Source organism: Pseudomonas extremaustralis, assembly GCF_900102035.1.
In the GTDB taxonomy this organism is placed as follows: domain Bacteria; phylum Pseudomonadota; class Gammaproteobacteria; order Pseudomonadales; family Pseudomonadaceae; genus Aquipseudomonas; species Aquipseudomonas extremaustralis.
In genome coordinates, this window is sequence record NZ_LT629689.1 from 5,934,923 (window position 1) to 5,954,842 (window position 19,920).

Annotated in this window: 13 protein-coding genes; 12 read left to right on the plus strand and 1 reads right to left on the minus strand. The window is 56.5% G+C overall.

Annotation, left to right across the window (positions count from 1 at the left end; translation table 11 throughout):
- The first annotated feature begins 9 nt into the window (after positions 1–9).
- The 6 genes from BLR63_RS27380 to BLR63_RS27405 are packed head-to-tail and all read left to right on the plus strand — an operon-like array spanning position 10 to position 7,443.
- A complete protein-coding gene (locus BLR63_RS27380) occupies positions 10–1,308 on the plus strand; it encodes a hypothetical protein (RefSeq protein ID WP_130926019.1) in 1,299 nt (432 codons plus the stop codon).
- A gap of 15 nt (positions 1,309–1,323) precedes the next feature.
- Positions 1,324–3,165, plus strand: coding sequence for an asparagine synthase (glutamine-hydrolyzing) (gene asnB, locus BLR63_RS27385; RefSeq protein WP_010562604.1), 1,842 nt, complete (start codon positions 1,324–1,326; stop codon positions 3,163–3,165).
- Positions 3,158–4,159, plus strand: a complete 1,002-nt coding sequence (locus tag BLR63_RS27390) for a class I SAM-dependent methyltransferase (RefSeq protein ID WP_010562605.1) — start codon at positions 3,158–3,160, stop codon at positions 4,157–4,159. Before asnB ends, BLR63_RS27390 begins: the two co-directional genes overlap by 8 nt.
- Positions 4,156–5,448 (plus strand): hypothetical protein, encoded by a 1,293-nt coding sequence (locus BLR63_RS27395; RefSeq protein ID WP_010562606.1) that lies wholly within the window; start codon positions 4,156–4,158, stop codon positions 5,446–5,448. Before BLR63_RS27390 ends, BLR63_RS27395 begins: the two co-directional genes overlap by 4 nt.
- Positions 5,429–6,211 (plus strand): WecB/TagA/CpsF family glycosyltransferase, encoded by a 783-nt coding sequence (locus tag BLR63_RS27400; protein ID WP_010562607.1) that lies wholly within the window; start codon positions 5,429–5,431, stop codon positions 6,209–6,211. The genes BLR63_RS27395 and BLR63_RS27400 overlap by 20 nt, the downstream gene beginning before the upstream one ends.
- Positions 6,212–6,225: 14 nt before the next feature.
- On the plus strand, positions 6,226–7,443 hold the full coding sequence (locus tag BLR63_RS27405; RefSeq protein ID WP_042946318.1) for an O-antigen ligase family protein: 1,218 nt from the start codon (positions 6,226–6,228) through the stop codon (positions 7,441–7,443).
- A gap of 1,078 nt (positions 7,444–8,521) precedes the next feature.
- Here the strand turns inward: BLR63_RS27405 and BLR63_RS27410 are convergent.
- Complete coding sequence (locus tag BLR63_RS27410) at positions 8,522–9,391, minus strand: hypothetical protein (protein WP_010562609.1); 870 nt, start codon at positions 9,389–9,391, stop codon at positions 8,522–8,524.
- A 941-nt stretch (positions 9,392–10,332) separates the two neighbouring features.
- Between BLR63_RS27410 and BLR63_RS27415 the strand changes: the two genes are divergently transcribed.
- From BLR63_RS27415 to zorD, 6 genes are all read left to right on the plus strand, one after another.
- Complete coding sequence (locus BLR63_RS27415) at positions 10,333–10,989, plus strand: inovirus Gp2 family protein (protein WP_010562610.1); 657 nt, start codon at positions 10,333–10,335, stop codon at positions 10,987–10,989.
- Between the two features lie 436 nt (positions 10,990–11,425).
- Complete coding sequence (locus BLR63_RS27425) at positions 11,426–11,626, plus strand: AlpA family transcriptional regulator (RefSeq protein ID WP_010562612.1); 201 nt, start codon at positions 11,426–11,428, stop codon at positions 11,624–11,626.
- Positions 11,627–11,939: 313 nt separating this feature from the next.
- Positions 11,940–14,132 (plus strand): type I Zorya anti-phage system protein ZorA1, encoded by a 2,193-nt coding sequence (zorA1, locus tag BLR63_RS27430; protein WP_010562613.1) that lies wholly within the window; start codon positions 11,940–11,942, stop codon positions 14,130–14,132.
- Between the two features lie 13 nt (positions 14,133–14,145).
- A complete protein-coding gene (gene zorB1, locus BLR63_RS27435) occupies positions 14,146–14,889 on the plus strand; it encodes a type I Zorya anti-phage system protein ZorB1 (RefSeq protein ID WP_010562614.1) in 744 nt (247 codons plus the stop codon).
- Positions 14,886–16,514: a type I Zorya anti-phage system protein ZorC gene (gene zorC / locus BLR63_RS27440; RefSeq protein WP_010562615.1), complete on the plus strand. Its 1,629-nt coding sequence runs from the start codon at positions 14,886–14,888 to the stop codon at positions 16,512–16,514. The genes zorB1 and zorC overlap by 4 nt, the downstream gene beginning before the upstream one ends.
- Positions 16,514–19,762, plus strand: a complete 3,249-nt coding sequence (gene zorD, locus BLR63_RS27445) for a type I Zorya anti-phage system protein ZorD (protein ID WP_010562616.1) — start codon at positions 16,514–16,516, stop codon at positions 19,760–19,762. The genes zorC and zorD overlap by 1 nt, the downstream gene beginning before the upstream one ends.
- Positions 19,763–19,920: the final 158 nt, after the last annotated feature.

Here is a 19,920-nt window from a genome sequence, read left to right on the forward strand (position 1 = left end):
CTGGCGGCAGTGACCTTTGCCATCGGACAACTGGCCAATCTGGCGTTCCAGATCGTTCTGTTGAAGACGCTGGGGGCGACCACCTACGCAGTGGTCGGCCTGGCGCACCTGCTGCTGCTGACCCTGATCTTTTTGGCCGACCTGGGCTATGCCTCGTTGTTCCTACGTGAAGACCGCAACGCCAGCCACTGGCTGGCTACCTGGCGTTGCGCGCTAGGGCAGCGGTTGCTCGCGACCCTGGTCTTGATGAGCCTTGCCTTGACGGGCTGGGTGTTTTACAGCGATGACCAGGCCGGGCGGCAATACCTGTTCAGCGCTGCCCCCGCCAGCCTGTTTGCGCTGTTCAATTTTTCCGCGCCGCTGATCGCGGCCGGCCAGCGTCTGCGCGGGCTGATGGCGGCGCAGATCGCCTGGCCGGCCGGGTTGCTGTTGTGGTGGCCGGTCAGCGTCGGACTGCCCCTGTCACCGGCTGCCAGCGCAGGGCTGGCGGTCAGCCTGGGGTATCTGACCCAGGCCGCCGTCAATTTCGCCATGAGCGGTCAGCGGCTGCTGTGGTTGCCGTTGTTTGGCAAAGGCCAGGTGAGGTCGGCGTTGCACCTGTGTGCATTAAGCGTGTCCGGCACCTTGCATGACCGGCTCACGCCTTTTCTGCTGGCGCCCCTGGCACCAGGGTTCATGCCGGTCTTTCTGCTGCTGAACCATGTTCTCAGCGGCCTTTCTGGAGTACAGGGCCAGTTATCCCGCCTGTTGCTGGGCGAGGCCAGCCGCGCGGGTGGCCGCCAGCGGATCGTGGCGGTGGCTTCTTTGTTGGGTTGGGCAACCGTCAACGTGCTGTTGCTGGGGGCTCTGGCGCAAAGTCTGGATCTACCGATCGAGCAGCGTCAGTGGCTGGCGTTGGCGGGGCTGCTGGTGTTGGCTTGGGGCCTGTCTGCCTCCAGCGGTTTTCTCCTGTTGCTGCTGATCGGCGAGCGTCGCGAAGGGCAGTTTGTGCGGCCGTTCTTTCTGGGGCTCGGCGCCAGCGCGGCACTGCAGCTCATGGCCGCCTGGAGCGACGCGACTGCCTTTGTGTTGTGGGCCAGGGTTGTGGGGATGTTGTTGGTGATGAGCGTATTGCTGGTTCTGCTCAGGCTGCGCCCTGGGCGCTGGGGCCTGCTCGCCTTGTCGGGCGCGTTGGCAACCTGCGCGGCGGCGCAAACGAGCTGGGCCACCGGCCTGGCCATCATGCTGGCGGCTCCGGCCTTGATCGGTTTGCTGGGCCGGCGCCCTTGCTACCTCGGGCCGCGTCGCACAGGGGGGATGGATGAATAGGCAGGAGTACCGGTCATGTGCGGGCTGATCGTCGTACGCGCGCTGAGCGCGGCAGCGGACCTGCATCAACGGGCGAGCCGGGCATTGGCCAGCCTGGCCCGTCGCGGCCCCGATGCCGAGGGACTGCTGATGGTCGAGACAGCGCCACCGACGCTGCTCGGGCACCGCCGCCTGGCCATCCTCGATACCAGCAGCGCCGCCGAGCAGCCCATGCGTTGCCCGGTCAGTGGCACGGTGCTGGTGTTCAACGGTGCCATCTACAACTTTGTCGAACTGCGCGATGAGCTGCGTGCGCTTGGCTGTGTCTTCGTGACCGATGGTGATACCGAGGTGCTGCTGCACGGCTGGCGTGTCTGGGGCGAGGGGCTTTTCTCCCGCTGCAACGGCATGTGGGCAGTGGTGGTCTGGGATGCACCCAGCGGCGACCTGGTGTATTGCCGTGACCGGCTGGGGGTAAAACCCCTTTACCTGCATCACGACGGTCAGCAGATGGTGTTGGCCAGTGAAATCAGCGCCATTGCCCAGATGCTTGGCGGTTATCCGGCCCCTAATCCTGAAAAGTTGTTCGACTTCCTGCTCACGGGCTTTTCTGAGCAGGGTACGGCCACCTTTTTCCAGGGGGTGCGGGCCGTTCCACCTGGCGTGGTTGGACGCATGAGCCGAGCCGGCCGATTCAGTCAGGCGCCCTATCATCAGTGGCCCGAACCCGGCGGTGCCAAGCCGCTGTCCAGCCTGGAGCTGCAGGGGCTGGTGGAGGACGCGGTGCATCTGCGTCTACAGGCGGATGTGCCGGTGGCCAGCCTGTTGTCCGGCGGGCTGGACAGCTCCATCATCACCCAGGTGGCGCTCAACGCCAGCCAGCAGCCCCGGCAGCGGCTCGACGCGGCGTTCACCTACGGCTACCGCGATGCCGAACAGGTCGGGTTCGATGAGTCGGCGCGAGCCGCGCTGTTCATGGCCGAAGCTGGCCATGGCGACCGGCATCACGTGCTGCGCTTTGTCCCCATCCCAGCGGCGGATGAGCTGATGAACCTGGTCACGGTACAAGGCGAGCCCTTCAGTACGCCCTCGGCGCTGGCCAGTTTCAGAACCTATCGGGCCATCGCCGAACAGGGAGTCAAAGTGGTGCTCTCCGGCGAAGGGGCCGATGAGCTATTCGGCGGCTACTCGGCCCGTTATCACTCCGTGGCTGCCCGGGATGAACTCTGGTCCGGGCAACTGGTGCAGGTGGCGCATCGTTTGAGACAGCGCACGTTTCCTGTCAGTTTGCTGTTCAATCGCCTGGTCTGGGACCTGCCATTAGCGCTGATAGGGCCGCTGTTGCGTCGACATCGTCCCAGTGTCGGGGTGATGAGCGCCGGGTTGTGGGAGTCTCAGCAGCAGCGCCTGGCGATGGTACGCCAGCGGATGTCCAGCCCCCTGGAACAACGCATGCGTGAGGACCAACTGGATAACCTGTTGCCCATGGCACTGCGTATGGCCGATCGCAACAGCATGAGTGCCGGCATCGAACTGCGCAGCCCCTTTATGGACCATCGCCTGGTCGAGCGGGCGTTCCGTACGCCGGCCCTGGAGCGGATAGGAGCCGGTCTCTCCAAGGCCCTGCTGCGCGATGCGTTCAAGGGGCGCTTGCCGGATCGGCTGGTGACCACGCCGAAAAGTACCGGATTCGGCCATGCCGAACAGTTCCTGGTGACGCAGTTGCCCTGGCGTGAGCTGCTGGAGGGTCTGCCCCCGGAATTGAATGACTTTATCGACCTGAACGCGCTGCGCCGGCACCTGGCCAGGCCGCAATGCCACAGCACGCTGTGGCTGGCACTGTCAGTAGCGCTCTGGTACCGGAGCATCTATGCCTGAACGGTTCCACGACTGGGGCCTGGCTGCGGATACCGGCCAGTGCCGTGTGTGTGGCAGCAGCGTCGCACAGCGCTACTTCTGGCCGGAGGTCTATGCCCATTCCGGGCAGGCCCTCATGCGTTGTGGCTATTGCGCCACGGTGTATCTGGCCCCCGGTTTCAGTGCAGCCGGGCTGATGCGTTTTTATACCGGCCCGTATCGCCGCCTGTTTCCTGCCGAAGTACCTTGGCGCAGCGCGGGGCGTTTTTTTGCCTGGCGTGGCGATGCCGACACGGCGCGCAAACGGTTTGCCCTGATTGACGCGAAACTGCCGCCGCAAGGGCAACTGTTCGAAATGGGCGCAGGTTTCGGTGCCTTTCTCGGGCAGGCCGCGCAGCAGCGGGCCGATCTGCAACTGAGCGCCAGCGAGCCGGACATCGCGCAACGCCAGGCCCTGCTCGGGCAGGCATCGGTGCACTTTGTCGAGAGCCTGGCAACCCTGCCGGAACAGAGCCTGGATGCGGTGGTGGCCTTCCATGTACTCGAACACCTTATCGACCCCCGCGGCTTTCTTGAGCAGGCCGCGCAAAGACTGCGGGACGGGGGGCGCCTGTGGCTGGAGGTGCCAGACCTGATGAGCGACTGGCAGACCCGGCTGTTCGTCCATCCGGCACATTTGAGTTACTTCTGTGCCGACAGCCTACGGCGCCTTGCCGAAGCGGCCGGTCTGCATGTGTTGTACTGCGGCGCTCATCCCGTCTCCGCGCTGGCGGGGACGCTGTGGCTGGAGGCGCTGCGCCCGACGACGCCGGTCTGCCAGCCTGTGGCGCCGGCAGCGCAACAGCAGGTGGAGGCTGTCGATCAGTGGATTTCACGGGTCGGCTCGGGTTACAGGGAGCGGATCAAGGCGCTGCTCAAAGCCGTGGCCATGCGTGTGCTGGGGCCGGCCTTGATAGGCGAGTGGCAGCGCTGGCGGCAGCATCGCCGTCACTGTGTAGAGCAGGCGCGGCGATGAGGTTCAGGATTGTGTTGCTGATCATCCTGTGGGTGCACCTGGGCGACCTGGGCAGTGCCTGGCTATACGGCGACGGTGCCTGGCCGGGCGTTGGTTTGCTGCGCAACCTGCGTGACGGACTGGTAGTGGGGCTCGCCGCTTGCTGTCTACTCAGCACCCGTTTGCCGAGCCGTCTGTTACTGCCGCTGGTGGCCTACAGCGGCTTGGCGCTGTGCTACCTGCTGGTCAACAGGGCGAACATGACGCCAGGCATCCTGCTGGGCTCCTACGGCACGCTGATGATTCCCGTGCTGTTTTTTCTGCTGGGTTTCTACTGCGTGCGCAACCCTGAACAGGTGCGTGGCTGTGTCGCCTTGCTGGTGCTGCTGGGCATTGCCAGTACTTTGTTTGGCGCCTGGGAGCAGCAGAACACGGCGTTTTGGACCGAGACCATTGGCTATCCGCGTTATATGCGCGATATCAAGGGCATGATGTTGGGCGCCGAGTGGGAAAGCGGCTTGCCATGGAACTTCTACGGCGGCGTCGACCTGGAACGGCGGGCTGCAGGCCTGCTCGCGGCCCCGCTGGCGCAGGGAATGTTCCTGGCAGTCGTGGCTGTGGCTGCCATCGCCTGGTCGGAGCGACGTGCTGGCTACTTCAGCCTGCTGCTCAGTGGTCTGCTGTTCGTGGGCGTCTGGATGTCGGGAACGCGCGGTGCCATGCTCGCCGGTAGTCTGGCCCTGATCGGTTACCTGGCCAGCGGTGCGTCGCTGTTCCGTTACCGCGCCATGCGCTGGTTGGTGGCCGCTAGCGTCTGCGGGGCCATCGCGATTGCCTCCTATAGCGTGGTGCAGATGAGCATCAATTTTCTGGATGGCTCAACGATCGGCCACTGGAGGGCGTTGCAGAAAAACCTGCTGGATCTGCCCAAGGTGCTTTTGCTGGGGGCCGGCCTCGGCGCCCAGGGCGCGCAGGCGGCCCAGCAGCAACAGACGCTGATCGGCGGTGGCGAAGGGGCAATCTTCAGCATTGCATTCCAAATGGGCCTGCCCGCTGCCCTGCTGTTTCTCTGGTTTTACCTGAACATGTCCCTGGCCTTGTGGAACCGTTATCGTAGGCAGCCTGACCCCATGCTGCTGGCGATGTTCTGGTTGGCGCTGGGTCTGGCCACCACCTTGATCAGTTCCGAGCACCTGCTCACCGTCTCCGGCACGGGCGCCTTCTGGCTGCTTTGCGGAGCCACGCTAAGCAGTACCTCGCCCACTCGCTACCACACAGACCCCATCATTGATGAACAGCACTCTGGATAGCCGCCGCATTGAGTTTCTGGGCTGTCCTCTGGACCTGCTCAGCCCGGAGGAAGTGATTGAACAGGCCCGGCACGCCGTCACGGATGGCCCTCGCTTGCGCCTGGAAGGGCTCAACGTCGCCAAGCTGGTCGACGCGCGCGCCACCCCGTTCCTGATGAAGGCGCTGCGCGAGGCGGAGCGTGTCCATATCGATGGCGCGGGCATTTCCCTGGGACTCAAGGCGCTGGGGATCAAGGCGCCACCGCGCTGCGCGGGTATCGACCTGATGGGCCTGCTGTGCGAAATGGCTGCCGCGACCGGTGCTTCGGTATATCTGCTCGGAGCACGCCAGGAGGTGGTTGAGTTGACAGCAGAGCGCTTGCTGGCCCGCTATTCCGGCCTGCGCATTGCCGGCTTGCGCAATGGTTACTTCGCGGCCAGCGAAGAGGCGAAAGTGATTCAGGACGTCCGCGCCAGCCGTGCGGATATTCTGTTTATCGGCATGAGCTCACCCAAAAAGGAATTGCTGCTGAAAACCCATTGGTCGAACCTGGGCGTCCGGGTGGGCATGGGGGTGGGCGGCTCGTTCGACGTGCTCTCCGGCCAACTGCCTCGGGCGCCGCGTTGGGTTCAGTTGATTGCCATGGAGTGGTTGTTCCGCTTGTTGCTGGAACCTCGTCGTCTGCTCTGGCGCTACGTGCGTACCAACAGCATCTACTTACTGTTGCTTGCCGTTACCCGTATAAGGCTTGCGACGCGGGCCAAGGTCAGAGCCCAATGTTGAAAGCAGGAGCCGTCATGCCTTGTGAATCCTTGCGTACTCTACTGTCCCGACCTGGTCAGGCCTTATTGGCCCTGGGTCTGTTCGTGCAACTGAGCGGTTTTCTGTTCAATAACGATGGCAGTCGTCAGGCCACACAGGTTTACCTGTTGTTGTTCTTACCGGCGCTGATTCTGCTGATTGCCGAACGTTTTGCGCTCTCCTTGTGGCGCCAACCCAGCGCTCAATTATTGCTGGCACTGCTGGGCTGGGTGGTGCTACGGGGCTGCTTTGATGACTCCTGGAAGGCGCCGGCCTACTTGCTGAAGGTGGCGCTGCTGATCTTGCTCTATGTGTTTGTGGTCGGTCATCTGCAAAGCAAAGGCGTGATCAAAATCCCCCTGGCTCTCGCGGTGTTGTTCGGCTGCTGTTTTGCCTGGTTGACACTGATCGTGCAGTTCGTTGTTCTGGATAAGCCGCTGGTATACGAGGTACTCAGAAGTACTGGTCGGCTGCAAGAGTTGGGCTGGCATGGTTTCGCGAATTTCTCATACCCAATCCCGGCTGGCCTTTACTATGGGATCTTTGCCGTTCTGCTGCTCAGCGTCCTGGTGGAACGTGAGCTCAAGGCGTGGACCTGGCTGCCTGTGCTTGTCGGTCTGGCAGGCTTGTTGGTGTATGTGCTACTGACCTTCTCGCGTGGTGCCTGGTTCTCAACCCTGGCAGGCAGCCTGACCCTGCTGGTGCTCAGCCCGCAACGGCGTGCTCGTGTCCTGCTGCTGATCGGTGCACTGGTGATACTGCTGATGATGACGGTGTTCTGGTCGCGGGTTGAGCACGAATGGTTTCTGGGCACCAGCCAGCGCGGTCCGATCTGGCTGAACTGGTTGGCCCGTTTGCCCGAGTTCTGGGCTCTAGGCAAGGGTGCCGGAGTCGCCTTGGTCTACCGCTATCCCTGGGGCGATACGGTGCAGCACGCCCACAGTCTGTACTTGCAACTGTGGTTCGAGTACGGGATCGTCGGCTTTGTCTTGTTTACGCTGTTGCTCGGCACTGCGCTGCTCAAGGCGTGGCGGTTGCGCGCAGATCCCGCTGCCCGTGTGGCCCTGGCGACCTTGGTGTTCGCCCTGGTGGCTATGGTGTCGGATATCTCGAACGTGTTCACTCGGCCCAATTCCTATTGGGTTGTGCTGTGGTTGCCGATCGGGTTGATCATGGGATTGCGGCCACCGGTAGAGCAGCCCACGACCACGTAGCGATCAAAACTGAGGCCGCCGGTCGCGGACATCCCCATCTACCAGTTCATCGATGACCCCTAGTTCGAGCATGACTTTAACAAGCCCTATAACGTCCTCGACTTCGACGAAGCACTCGGCGTAGCTGACCGGCGCCGAGTGTGCGGACAAAACCCTCATAAGCGCTGAAGCTCTTGTATTCAGTGGATTTCAGGCACAAAAAAAGACGTCCTTGGACGTCTTTAGAGCCGGGGTAATCTGAACTGCTTATGTAAGATACTGATTTAATGAAATAATATCGGTTGTGTTTTTATTGTGGAATACCATTTGGAATACCGTTTTTCCTGGCATGGCCCGGTCGGTGGCCAATGACTAAACGGGTCTGATTATGGCCCTTACCTTGATAGTGTAGGATTCGAACCTGCGACCCGTAGCGGATGCACGCCCTGAGGGGCACGGCTACTAAATTGATGCTGGGGCATCGTCGCCATGAGTTCAATTGGACATTTGTATCGAAGCGCTTTGCGTGAGGGCATGTTCAGTTGCATGCTATCGCATCGAGCTGATTTGGCTGTGTACTTGTACTGACGCGTCAGTCAGGGCAAGCACTGGTGGATCAGTTCGTTGCTATTTCTCGTGACTGTCGCACTGTCATGGGCTGTGCGGCTCACAAAGAGAGATCGCCACACCGGTCTCCAGTTTGACCATATCGGCATGCTGGGTGCGCCTAACCAATGTGCCTGAGCGTGGCCTACGGGCCATTTTGCCTAGGCGCAAGCAGATAACAGCTCCTTTATGAAGCGAGAGAGTAGATCGCAGTGCAAATCGTCTCGTGGCTGCCAATGAGCTTTTGCTTGATTAGCTTGGCTTTTCAAGCGTGGGAAAACTTTTGGCGTGGTTTGATGTTGGTCTCGGAGCACTGCGCAGTAAGTTGAACTGATTTAATTTTTTCTGACGAATATCAGGCGCTAAAAGCGTTTTTGCCAGTTGATATTACTTTGTCATTACTCACTCGCTTTAAATTCTAAAGGAGAACGGGGGTATGAAGAATAGAGCATTGGCAAGAATGCGTTATTCTCGTTGTGACGGTGGCGCTGAGTTAAAATTCGTCTTTTAGTCGTTTCAGCATTTCTGGGATGTAGAGATTTTTCTCGGCTTCCATTTTTAACAGTATGTCTAAAATTCTGGCGCGGCTTAAATCATGATCGTCGGCAAATTTGTCTAGGCGTTGTATTGCTTTGTCTGAAAGGATGAAGTTGTATTGCGCTTTGCCAGTTAAGCTTTGGCGATATTTCTGCTGGCTCCAGGATTTTTTTATTTTGTCTATATACAGGGTTTTTTGATCTTTCGTGCAACGGTCGAAAAAAATCAAGAGATCTTCGTACGTTTCAAGAGAGCTATTTGTTGTTGCTGGCATGGCCAGTATAAGAAGCCCGTCAATATTGTTATTTAACCACTTTCCAGCTAGCGAGCATTTTTCTTCGTCTTCTTTTTGTTCGTTGTTTTTGAACCATTGAAACGGTTTGTCTCCTTTTTTGTGTGCGGTCCAGGAGTGCATTAGATGATTTAGAAGTAATTCTTTTTGTATGAGTTCGGCATTCCATAGGTCAATGCTTGCGATTAGCCAGTCTTTGCCGGATAGAGTTGATAGCTGTATGAGGAAATTAGTGTCTATGCGCTCTACTATTTTTGAGATTAGCCATTCAATTTGTCGTTTCCCTTCGTCTATCCAATCAAAGTATTTTGCTGGAAGGAGCTGTTCGCTTTTCTTGTTATTGATGACTTTGGCAAGGTCGGGATCCCTGTGGGTGATGTTTCTCATTATGGCTCGCATTCCCGGGTTATTAAATTCGCCGAGTGATTGAGCGTGATTATTTTTTAGTTGATACCAAAGCCAAATGTCATCTCTGCGATTGTCGCTCGTGTCATCGAGTATGCGAGCTAAATAATCGTTGGGATTTACTGTCATACTGCCTCCATTCTCTAGAGGTGTTCTATAGCATTTTATGAGTGATTTTAGAAGTGTTCAATGATGTTTTTAATATGTTCTGTAGTATTTCTCTAGTAGGTGATCTTTATGATAGTCCTCGTTTGTTGCGGATTTTCTATAGATTTCACGATCGGTATGGCGCGAAGGGGCGTTGATCTTGAGGGAAAGCAGGCGAGCGGATGCTCAGATCGAGACCGCGCTATGTACGTTTCGATTGCCGGCTTGCCCGCCAAAACGGCCGCTGATTAATCCGTGGAGTCTCATGTGCGTAGACGGGTCGAAGCGCATCCGAATTAAGTGCAAAGGCTAGAGGAGAGTAGATGAGGCAGGTTAAATTTTACCGCGCTGACCATGCTTAGAATGAAGAATGAAGAATGAATAAGAAAAGCCTGATGCATTAGAGCTGTCCACCGCCAGCGCAGTCATTGACTTGACTGGGCTATCTCAATCAGCCAGTTGCTAATCCATATCGAAGGATGTAATTCAATTCGATACCGTTGGCCGGCGGGCGTGCAGGAGAGTGGGGCGTCAGAGTCAGAAATAGGTATGGGTGTTAATGGTTTTTTGCCAGAGCATTAATTCTCTTAACCCCGATGTATTGCAGGTGATTCCATTGGGTGTTTCAGAGTTGTAAAGGTTGGCAGGCTTTTCGGTATTGGTAATATGCTTTATGTGTATACAGTTTGTGAAAGGCTCAAATATCTATTGCTAATGTGTCTATAGGTAATGCATTCATTTGAGTGGCTGCTTCTTGTTGTATTGACTGAATTTCAGTATTGACTGGTATCCGTGTATGGCGAGGTGGAAAGGAAGAAGGGCGAAGAGTTGGTGTCGTGTAGCTATAGGGCTATGTCTAAGCAGGGTAATAAAAGTGTACTGGGTGCTCCAATGGTATGAACCGAAATGCCTGGAGCACCAACATGAGCAGACATCCAAAGAATACTAATCTAACCCTTCATGCAGAAAGTACTTATCAAGGCTTGGCTGTGCAGGTGGATAAAGGTCCTTTTATCAGTGAGTATCTATGCCGCCTTCATCAGACGATGGGGCTAGCACTTACCCAATACCCTCGTGTATTTGCATTCAGATTTGATCTGCGACTTCCCGCGGATACGCAGTTGCCCGATTACGTTGTTACGAACGCGGTGATTGATCGTTTTATCGAATCGTTCAAAGCTAAGATTAAGCATAACCGTAGTCAGGCCCGGCAGTTGAATAAACACGCTCATGATAGCAGGGTCCGCTACGTGTGGGCACGGGAGCTGGGGCAGTATGGTAAGCCCCACTATCACCTAGCAATTATGCTTAATCGGGATGCCTTCACGGCTTTGGGTAAGTTCGAGGCTGGCAGGGACAATATGTTCAATCGCCTCGTAGAGGCTTGGGCCAGTGCCTTAGGGCTGCCTGTGGAGACGGTCAGCGGCTTGGTTGAGATTCCCGCCAACTCGTTCTATTACCTGAATAGCGGGGAGCGGGAGGGGCAGGCTGCGTTCTTTTACAGAGCGAGCTATCTCTGTAAATCTGCGACCAAGGTTTTTGGCGATGGTGCCCACGGTTTTGGTTGCAGCCGGAGCTGAGTACTACAGAGGGTCATTGCTAAACACGTGAAAGCTCACCGTGCCGATAGGCTGCCCTGGTTCACGCCGGGGCGGTCTATTGAGCAGTGAAAGCCTGGGAGCTATACGGCCAATTGCACGCTGCTTTTATGGCCCTGGATCAAATGATCCTCATTAGTGTGCCGAACATGTTGAGGGGGCTTTTGAGTGGATGTATCCAGCACGCGATTTGCTTGGCTGGGCTCTCTGATTCGTCAGATGGCTGGCGTAGCTGTTATGTCATTGAGCAATTCACAGGGGAGGGGAGGTACCTCCACCGTACTTTTCCGCGAGGTAGGTATCTCCTGAGGATCGATACCGCGTTGGCTTGCTGATCCGCCAAGCAGCAAGGTGACGGTCAGGTAGGTACTTCTTTACCAGCAAGCCAATCCTCTGAACGGATAAGAGGAGCCAGTTCATGAGGATCATTCGCTTGAAAGATGTCAAACACTCCACCGGCCTCGGTCGGTCTACGATCTACAAGTACATCAGCGAGGGGAGCTTTCCGAAGCCAGTGTCATTGGGCGACAGGGCTGTCGGTTGGGTTGAAAGCGAAGTTAAGGGCTGGGTCATGGCGAGGATCGAGGCGCGTGATGTTCACGAGTCTCTTACTGCGTGATCAGCCGATTGGCTGAGGTTATTTAAGTCATGCGGTCGGCAGCTGCTGCTGACCGTGTGGCCCCAATCTGCGATCTACTTCCAGGGCATCAAATCTGGAAGCGTAAATGTCTCCGTCAGAAACCCCCTACGAGCACCCGAGCAGAACGACGTAGGCATGCCCCCGGTGTCAGGATAGTTGTGCCCCGGGAAAAGTTTGACTAGCAAGGTGCTATCATCGATCGCCATCGGGATTGGCGATTGACGCGTCAATGTGGGGGTTGCGGGTGCGGCCATGCCGAATGTCATGAATGGGTTAATTGAAGGCGGAAAGTATGGATTTTTCGACGCTGTTGCATCTATGGGGTGCAGCAAGCTCCGAGCAGCTGATCGCACCAAAAATGGTAGTCGGCTTCGTTTTCGTTTTATGCGCCTGGTACTTTGTCCGATATTTTTTTAGGTCTTTTAGGCTTAGCCGCCAGCTGAAACGCCTGACTAAAAGCTTGCAGAGCGTGAAAGTTCTCGCTCCACCTCTCCGGCGCTCTGAACTGGAGCGTCTGTTCAATGGCAGCAAACTGGAACATTCCTGGCACGAGTACGCTGAAACGCTGCACGACCAGTTTGAGTTTCAGGAAGGCGAGCAGATTCTTGTCCGGTCGCGAGCCACCGCCGGAGCCGCGCATTTTTTCTCACCTCAAAGCGTGGTTGATACCCCGCTGGGCACCGAGTTTTACAAACACCTGCCTGGGATTTTGACCGGTATCGGTATTGTCGGAACCTTCTTTGGCTTAATGCTTGGCCTGCAGCATTTTGATCCAAGCACACCTGAGCAGGTTAACGCCAGCGTCGATAAGCTGCTGAAAGATGTGTTGTTTGCTTTCATCGGCTCTTTTATTTCAATCATGGCATCTATAGCCGTCACGATTACAGAGAAGTGGCGTCTGGGGCAGTGCTATAGGCTCCTTGAGGCGTTCAACGAAACAATCGACGGACTTTTCGACAGCGGCGTCGGAGAGGAGTATCTGGCAGAACTTGTTCGCTCAAGCGCTGAAAGCTCCGTGCAAACCCGTCAGCTCAAGGACAGCCTGGTAACCGATCTGCGGGAAATGCTGCAGAACCTCGTTGATACCCAAGTCCGCGAAAGCCTCAAATTAGCGGATACCTTGTCAACGACTTACCGTGACTCTGGGCAGTTGTTGGCCGATCAGGTAAGCAGTGCGATTGAGAACAGTCTCAAATCACCGCTTGAAGCTATCGCGGGTGCGGTTCAGGCCGCCAGTGGCGATCAGTCAGGGCAAGTACAGAACCTTCTTCAGGATGTTCTAGTTGCCTTCATGAACAAGTTGGAAGGTACGTTCGGCCAACAGTTCAACGGTCTACACGAACTGATGGGGCAGTCCGTCGCCGCCATGCAGTCGATGCAGCAGGGCTTTTCGACGCTGATCCAGGATATGCGTTCGGCTAGCGAGTCCTCGACCCAAAACAGCTCGACCATGATCGCTCAGTTACTCTCCGATATGCAGGCCGGACAGAACGCCATGCAAGCGGGGATGAACGAGATGCTCGTCAATCTCCAGGCTTCAGTTGCCCGTATCGGTAACGAAGGGGAGGGGGCAGGTGCTCGAATGGCCGAGCAATTGGAGAAGTTGTTTGCTCAGAGCGAGGCTCGCCAACAGGCAATGGCTGAGAATCTCCAGGCGTTTGTTGAATCGATCAAACAGAATATCGGCCAGGGTCAACAGGAAACCATGGCGAAAATTGCGGGCTCCGTTGAGGTGCTGGGTGAGCAGCTCTCGGCAGTCTTCAAGCAGCTGGAAAATGGTCAGCAACAGATGGATCAAGCCACCCGTGCCGCGCAGGCTGACCTGCATCAAGGTACCCGCGACCTGGTGGGCGGCCTTGACGAACAGGTCAAGGCGTTGCTGCAAACGGTATCTGAGCAACAGAAGTCTGCCCAGGACACCGTCAAGGCATTGAGTGCTCAAACAGAGCAGCATTTGCAGAGTATGCAGCTAGGCGCAGACAAGATGCGGGCTGCTGCGGAGCGGTTTGAAATGGCCGGACAAAGCGTTGCGCGAGCCAGTGAGTCGACTTCGGGGCTGATGGGCACTGTCCAGGGCGCAGGTACTGAGCTTGCACAGGCGTCACGTGAGCTGAATACCGTTGTTGCGGACTACCGAAACAATCGTGAAGCGCTAGCGAAAACGCTCGCTGTCATCGAAGGGGTAGTTGCGAGTGCACAAGGGGAGGCCAGCGGCCGTAGCCAGTACCTTCAGGATCTGAGGGTGCAAAGCGAGCGGATGCAGGCGCTTAACCGTGAAGTGTATGAATACCTGGAAAACATCAGTGGTGTACTGGGGAATGGCTTCAAAGAGTTCGGTGATGGAATGGATCGAACGTTGAGACAAACCCTGGGTAGCCTGGATGCCGAGCTCGATAAAGCAGTCAAGAGCCTCGCTGGCGGTGTTGAAGGGGTCAAGGAAAGTCTCGAAGACTTCGGCGACATCATGGAACGAATCAGGCAGTAACGGAGGCTAGTCGATGTTTGGTAAGCAAATGCCTTCGGCTGCCCGTTCAAAGGACGAGGGAGAAAAGCCTTTCTGGATCTCCTTCGCTGATTTGATGACCGCCATGATGATTCTGTTTCTCGTGGTCATGGTGGCGGCCTTGAGTTCTGTGACGCAGCGTATTAACCAGGCGGAGCAGGGGGAGAAGCAGCGCAACAAGGACATCAGTCAGATCTGCGAGCACTTGAGTCTTAAGGCGAAGACTGCCAGTAAGACCATCTTGGTGGATTGCAAAGACAACCGGATTAGCTTTGGCGACGCTGGCCGCTTTGGGCATAACCAGTACGCGCTGAGCAACGATGGTCAGTCGGCACTTCAAGAGGTTGTGCCGATGATTCTGGAGGCGGCCAACAGTGAAGTAGGTCGTAAATGGTTCAAACAGGTGGTGATCGAGGGATCGACAGACACCGACGGTTCCTATCTTTATAACCTGCACCTTTCATTGCAGCGTTCAGAGTGGGTGATGTGCAGCCTGCTCGATAGTCGCAGCCCGCTCCAGGTCGGATTGTCGTCGGAGCACCAACAGCAAATCAGATCGATGTTCCTGGCGGGTGGCGTGTCCTTCAACAATGCAAAGGACACCAAGGAAGAAAGCCGGCGAGTGGAGTTGCGCATGCAGTTCTTTGGCTTGAAGGAAAAGGAAGAAAACCTCAAGCCAGATGTGCCGGTGTTCAATAACACCGATATGGAAAAGTGTCAGTTGGCGATGAACCGATGACTAGCCCAATCGCGAGGCTTTCCGCCGCTATTAACCTGAGTCTTTCCACGCATCGAACGGGGCCGGCGCCAGAACCGTTGGCGCGATTCCCCCGTCTGGGTGCTGCGGGAATTGATCTTTACGAGCGATTCGAGCGCGCTGAAAAGGCCTTGCCGCCACCTCAGGAAAAGCGCCGTGCGGCGATAAGCAAATTCCGCAATGTATTGACGCTTAACGCCTCTGAATGGCGTTTGGTTTTCGCTGGTCTCTCGGACAAGAGTGAACGAATCGGGCCGATACTGGACGATGACCAGCTCTTTGACCGCGTGCACAAGGAAATCCATCACCGTATCGAAAAGCGAAAGCTTAGCCGGCGCGATTGGTTGGCTCTGTGCTTTAGCTACTTTGGGTACGAGGCTGCCACGCCTGATCAGAACGCCAATTGGTGTGTGTTGCGGGCAGACGTTCAGCTTGGCTTCGAGTGCGTCAGAGGTCAGCAAAAACGCGAGAAAGAGTGGATAAATATCGTCCAGCAGCATCAGGAGCTTTTTTCCGAGCAGGCAGGTGCCAGGCTGGGTGACCAGATGTTCAAGGGTGAAATCAGCGACCTTTCGGCATTGCAGACGATTGCGCAGATCCCTGACAGCAGTTGGCTGTGGCGAAGGATCTTTAACGTACTCATATCCCGTATCTTCATGTTGGACGATGCCGAGTTCTCCCAGCGCTTAGCTGACCTTGTCGATATCGGCCGGCAGCATCCGCGCTACATGAACGACATTCTGAGTGCATGCCTGTCGCGTTATCACGGTGCAGCCTATCGAGAAAAACCATCGTCTTTGCTCAAGCAGGTTACGCTGGACAATTGGGGCAGCCCTCAGATCCGCTCCAGGCAAAACAGCTGGCTGCAGTATGTTGAAAAAGACGTCTGCGCGATGGTTGTGGCGTGGTTCGCGAAGGAAGATCTGGAGCACTTCTTCAACCTGTTGAAGGGAGACGCCGAGGTTGATCAGTCGCGACTGTATTACTGGCTAAGATTTGCCAATCAAATGAGCTACACCCGGATCGTCATGGGCGTCGACGCCTGGCATGACCGCGGGCAGGACTTTGTTCATTTCCGTGAGAAGAACAAAGGCCGCTTGAGCAAGCTGGTAGGCGGTCCCGGGCACAATAATGCCGTAGTCATGCAGATTGGGGACTACTTTTTCGTGGAGTTTTCGGGAACGGGGAATGCCTGCTTTGTGTATAAAGCGGACGATTCGCCGTTTAACCCAGACAAGACCCAGCTTGAACTCACCAAAGAACTCAAGCAGCGCCATCGAACGATAGAGTGGATGACTCATTCACCTGCGCCCGGTCGCCCGGACCGCATCGAGGGTTGGCTGAGCAAGTTCGACGACAAGCTCGGAAAACTGGGCATTCGTGTGCAGAGTAAGGCCGCAGCGTCAGGAGCAACCAAACCGATCGCTTTTGAAGACCAGGTCCGTGACGCCTTGAAGTCGGTCAAGCACAAGGTCTATGACCAGCGCGCGCGTGGTGGCGCGCTTCAGGTTCAGCTCGATGACAATGATCAGGCTGCCGTTGCAGCACTTCAACGTCTGGGCTTCAAACCCGTCAATCAGCAACCGCTCAGGTTCTGGAGCCATTAATGTTCAAGCGTTTGCTTAAAGGTATCGGCCGTCAGACGAATGCGGCAGCGGAAAATACCGAGCCTGTTTTTTCCATAGAAGAGCAGGGCATTTGCTACCCCCTGAGCTTGGCGGAGACTACCGATTCCTGGCCGCTGGCAAGTTATCTGGATCAGTTGGAAGAAGAGGAATTCGTCTCCCAACTCAGCGATCGCTGGCTGCTGACGTGGGATGAACTCTATCGGCTTCTTGTTGAGCCAGAGCACTTAACAAGCCTGCCGCTATTGGGGTTGCCACCAAAGACTGCACTCATTCCTCAACTGAGCAGCCAAGGCAGTCTTGCCTCCGACGATTTCAAAGTCTCCGTCAGTGGATGGCGTGATCCGCAATCCAACGCCAATGTGCAGGTACAGCGTACGGGCGCCATCCTCCAGTACCACGGAAAAACGGAGATTTTGCCTGAGTCGTGCTGGAAGCTGGCCGGTGCGGTACGGCAACTTTACCTGGCCCAACAAAATGAGCCGGGTGAAGTAACCAACCAGATCGGCTGGGCCAGCATCAGGAAGTTGGCACGCAAGGCGGGTGCCGGTATGGATGGCTTCCTGGATAAGACCGTCGTTATCAAACCTGAAAGCCTGCGGCTCAACCCGCGAAAGTCGACAGTCGGTAATACGCCGGTCATCGAGCTGCAACCCAGCTTCGAAGGCCAGCCGGCGAACTGGCTCGAGAGTTTCGATGGTGCCAATCAGGTTCAGGATCGATACCGGGTGACCAGCGATGATGGATCGTTGACCCACGTCCTGATTGAGCCTGAAGTCAAATCTGTACTGGACTATGTGCGCTCTTTGCCCGGGCGTCGGGTCGCTGGGGACGATGCACTTTCCTTCGTCCGCAACCCTTACAGCGCACTCGGCGAAAGCGCCGCGCAAGTATTGGATGCCGAGACCTATGAAGATGAACTGGCCGAGGCTGGGATTTTCTTTCACCGCTTTCATCTGGAGCCCAAACTGGATGAAGCGGGACAAAACATTGAGCAGGTAAACCTGACACTCGAACCAATCTCGCCAACCCCGCAAGCGCCCATCGAAGTTGAATTCAAAGCGGCCTATGACCTCGCGCCGTTCGTGCATGAGTTGCAGCTGAAACTGGCCGCTGGCATGCCGGCTGGTTTCTGGCAGGGCTATGAGCTGGAACTCAGCGATTTTGATTCGCGGCAGATGGCAGGTATCAGCGACCTGCTCAAGCGTTGGCAGAACGAAGCGGCCGGTATTGAGTTCGACTCAGTCCTGGACCTGTCTCTATACGGCGACCGTGTGACTGGCATCGGGGATGCGGAAAAAATTACTTCGCCTTTCCTCGTCAAAGAGGCGACCGAGAACTGGTTGCCGAAGGATGTGGCGGCGCTGGGTATCGACGCAGAAATCCTCGGACGTTGGGATCCCTCCGACCGCGCTCAATTTGAAGCGTTTGAACAGCGGCTGGACGAAGCTCGCGCTGCCGGTGATGAAACGGTCTGTTTGCCAGAGTCCGAAACACCGCTCACGATTGCCGCCGCCGAGCAACTGTTTGATGCCTGGTCCAAGAAGATCGCACCTGTCGAGACCGGCCTGGTCCAGCAACAGGAAAAGATTGGTCGCGCCGTACTGCAAATCGGCCACAACATTGACGAACCGACCTATGTTCAAATTCGTCAGGCAGCCTTACGCGCGGCTTTAGACGCAACGCCTGAGTTGCCCAACCTGCTTAAGCCTGAAGTCGTCTTGCGTGAGCACCAGCTTCAAGGCGTTGCGTGGTTGCAGCATTTATTTCGCTTGTCCCCCTCGGACGTGTCAGGTTGCTTGCTCGCTGATGATATGGGGCTTGGAAAAACGATCCAGTTGCTCACCTTCCTGGTCTGGTACCTGGAACAGTATCCAGAGGACAAGCCGACACTGATCGTCGCCCCGGTTTCGTTGCTTGATAACTGGGAGCGTGAACTTCATCGGTTCTTCTTCGCTGACGCGCTGCCAGTGCTAAAGCTGTATGGCTCAGCCTTGAGCGCGGTGAAGTTCAAGAAAGAAGAAATCCCTGCCGACTTGAAAGCCAAGGGCATCAAGAATCTTTTGCGCCCAGGTTGGATGGGCGGCGCCAGAATCGTCCTGACGACTTACGAGACGCTTCGCGATCAAGAGTTTTCCCTGGCGCGCCAGCAGTGGTCGATCGTCGTGTGCGATGAAGCGCAAAAACTGAAGAACCCCGCGGCACTGGTAACTCAGGCGATCAAAGCCATTCCTGCGAGATTTCGAGTGGCGTGTACCGGTACGCCCGTCGAGAACACTTTGATCGATCTCTGGTGTCTGTTCGACTTCATTCAGCCGGGTTTTCTGGGGGGATTGAACCAGTTCGGCCGCGAGTATCAGCGCCCAATCGAAGCCGCGCTGGAGCGTGATACCGTTGCCCTGGAGCGCCTGCGTGGGCTTATCGATCCGCAGACTTTGCGCCGAACCAAGCAAGACATTGCCAAGGACCTGCCGGCCAAGATCGAAGACACAGCATGTCGTTCACTTGGCATGCATGCCTTGCAGCGCAATCTGTACCTTTCCGAAATATCCGCGTACAGCCAGAAACAGCAGATCGAAGAACAGCTCGATCAAAAAACCTCCGGCATGCTCGGGTTGCTGCACAAGCTCAAGCTCATTTGTGCTCACCCGTACAGCGTTCAACCTGATACGCGACTGCGCGACAACTCACCGAAGCTGCAGTGGTTAATGCAGACGCTTGAGTCGATCAAAAAAGCTGGGAACGGTGACAAGGTTATCGTCTTTACCGAATTGCGTGATATTCAGCGGGAGTTGCAGCACTCGATCCAGGAGCACTTCGGGTTTCGGGCGACGGTCATCAATGGCGATACCAGTACCAGCAGTCAGAGCGCCAATAGTCGGCAGAAGCTGATCGACCAGTTCCAGGAGCAGCCTAGTTTTGCAGTGATCATTCTGTCGACCATCGCCGTCGGGTTTGGGGTGAACGTGCAGGCAGCAAACCACGTTATTCACTTCACGCGTTGCTGGAACCCGGCCAAGGAAGATCAAGCGACAGATCGGGCTTATCGGATTGGGCAGGAGAAGGATGTGTACGTTTACTACCCAACGGTTCGGGATGCCGCGATGCCGACGTTTGAGGCGACGCTGGATGAATTGCTGAGCAAGCGAAGGGCGTTGGCGCGGGACATGTTGAGTGGGGCTTCGGAGATTCAGGCTTCGGATTTTGAGGCGTTGCTGAAAGCACGCTGAGCCCGTCTGCGGAAAATTAGTGCTGGGCGATGTGTCAATTATGGGTACAGGTCAGTTCGTCCTTAGCTTTGCACATGAGCAAAAAATAGCGAAATGGCGGTTGCCTGGCGGCATAGTGCCATCGTGGTGTGAGCGGATTGCTTACCTGTGCACACGTC

What these genes read in the sequence shown, in the direction of transcription:
- BLR63_RS27405 (WP_042946318.1), top strand. Translation starts at nt 6,226, where the DNA reads ATGCCTTGTGAATCCTTGCGTACTCTACTGTCCCGACCTGGTCAGGCC.
- zorC (WP_010562615.1), top strand. Translation starts at nt 14,886, where the DNA reads ATGACTAGCCCAATCGCGAGGCTTTCCGCCGCTATTAACCTGAGTCTT.
- zorD (WP_010562616.1), top strand. Translation starts at nt 16,514, where the DNA reads ATGTTCAAGCGTTTGCTTAAAGGTATCGGCCGTCAGACGAATGCGGCA.
- zorB1 (WP_010562614.1), top strand. Translation starts at nt 14,146, where the DNA reads ATGTTTGGTAAGCAAATGCCTTCGGCTGCCCGTTCAAAGGACGAGGGA.
- BLR63_RS27390 (WP_010562605.1), top strand. Translation starts at nt 3,158, where the DNA reads ATGCCTGAACGGTTCCACGACTGGGGCCTGGCTGCGGATACCGGCCAG.
- BLR63_RS27415 (WP_010562610.1), top strand. Translation starts at nt 10,333, where the DNA reads ATGAGCAGACATCCAAAGAATACTAATCTAACCCTTCATGCAGAAAGT.
- BLR63_RS27400 (WP_010562607.1), top strand. Translation starts at nt 5,429, where the DNA reads ATGAACAGCACTCTGGATAGCCGCCGCATTGAGTTTCTGGGCTGTCCT.
- asnB (WP_010562604.1), top strand. Translation starts at nt 1,324, where the DNA reads ATGTGCGGGCTGATCGTCGTACGCGCGCTGAGCGCGGCAGCGGACCTG.
- zorA1 (WP_010562613.1), top strand. Translation starts at nt 11,940, where the DNA reads ATGGATTTTTCGACGCTGTTGCATCTATGGGGTGCAGCAAGCTCCGAG.
- BLR63_RS27410 (WP_010562609.1), bottom strand. Translation starts at nt 9,391, where the DNA reads ATGACAGTAAATCCCAACGATTATTTAGCTCGCATACTCGATGACACG.
- BLR63_RS27425 (WP_010562612.1), top strand. Translation starts at nt 11,426, where the DNA reads ATGAGGATCATTCGCTTGAAAGATGTCAAACACTCCACCGGCCTCGGT.
- BLR63_RS27395 (WP_010562606.1), top strand. Translation starts at nt 4,156, where the DNA reads ATGAGGTTCAGGATTGTGTTGCTGATCATCCTGTGGGTGCACCTGGGC.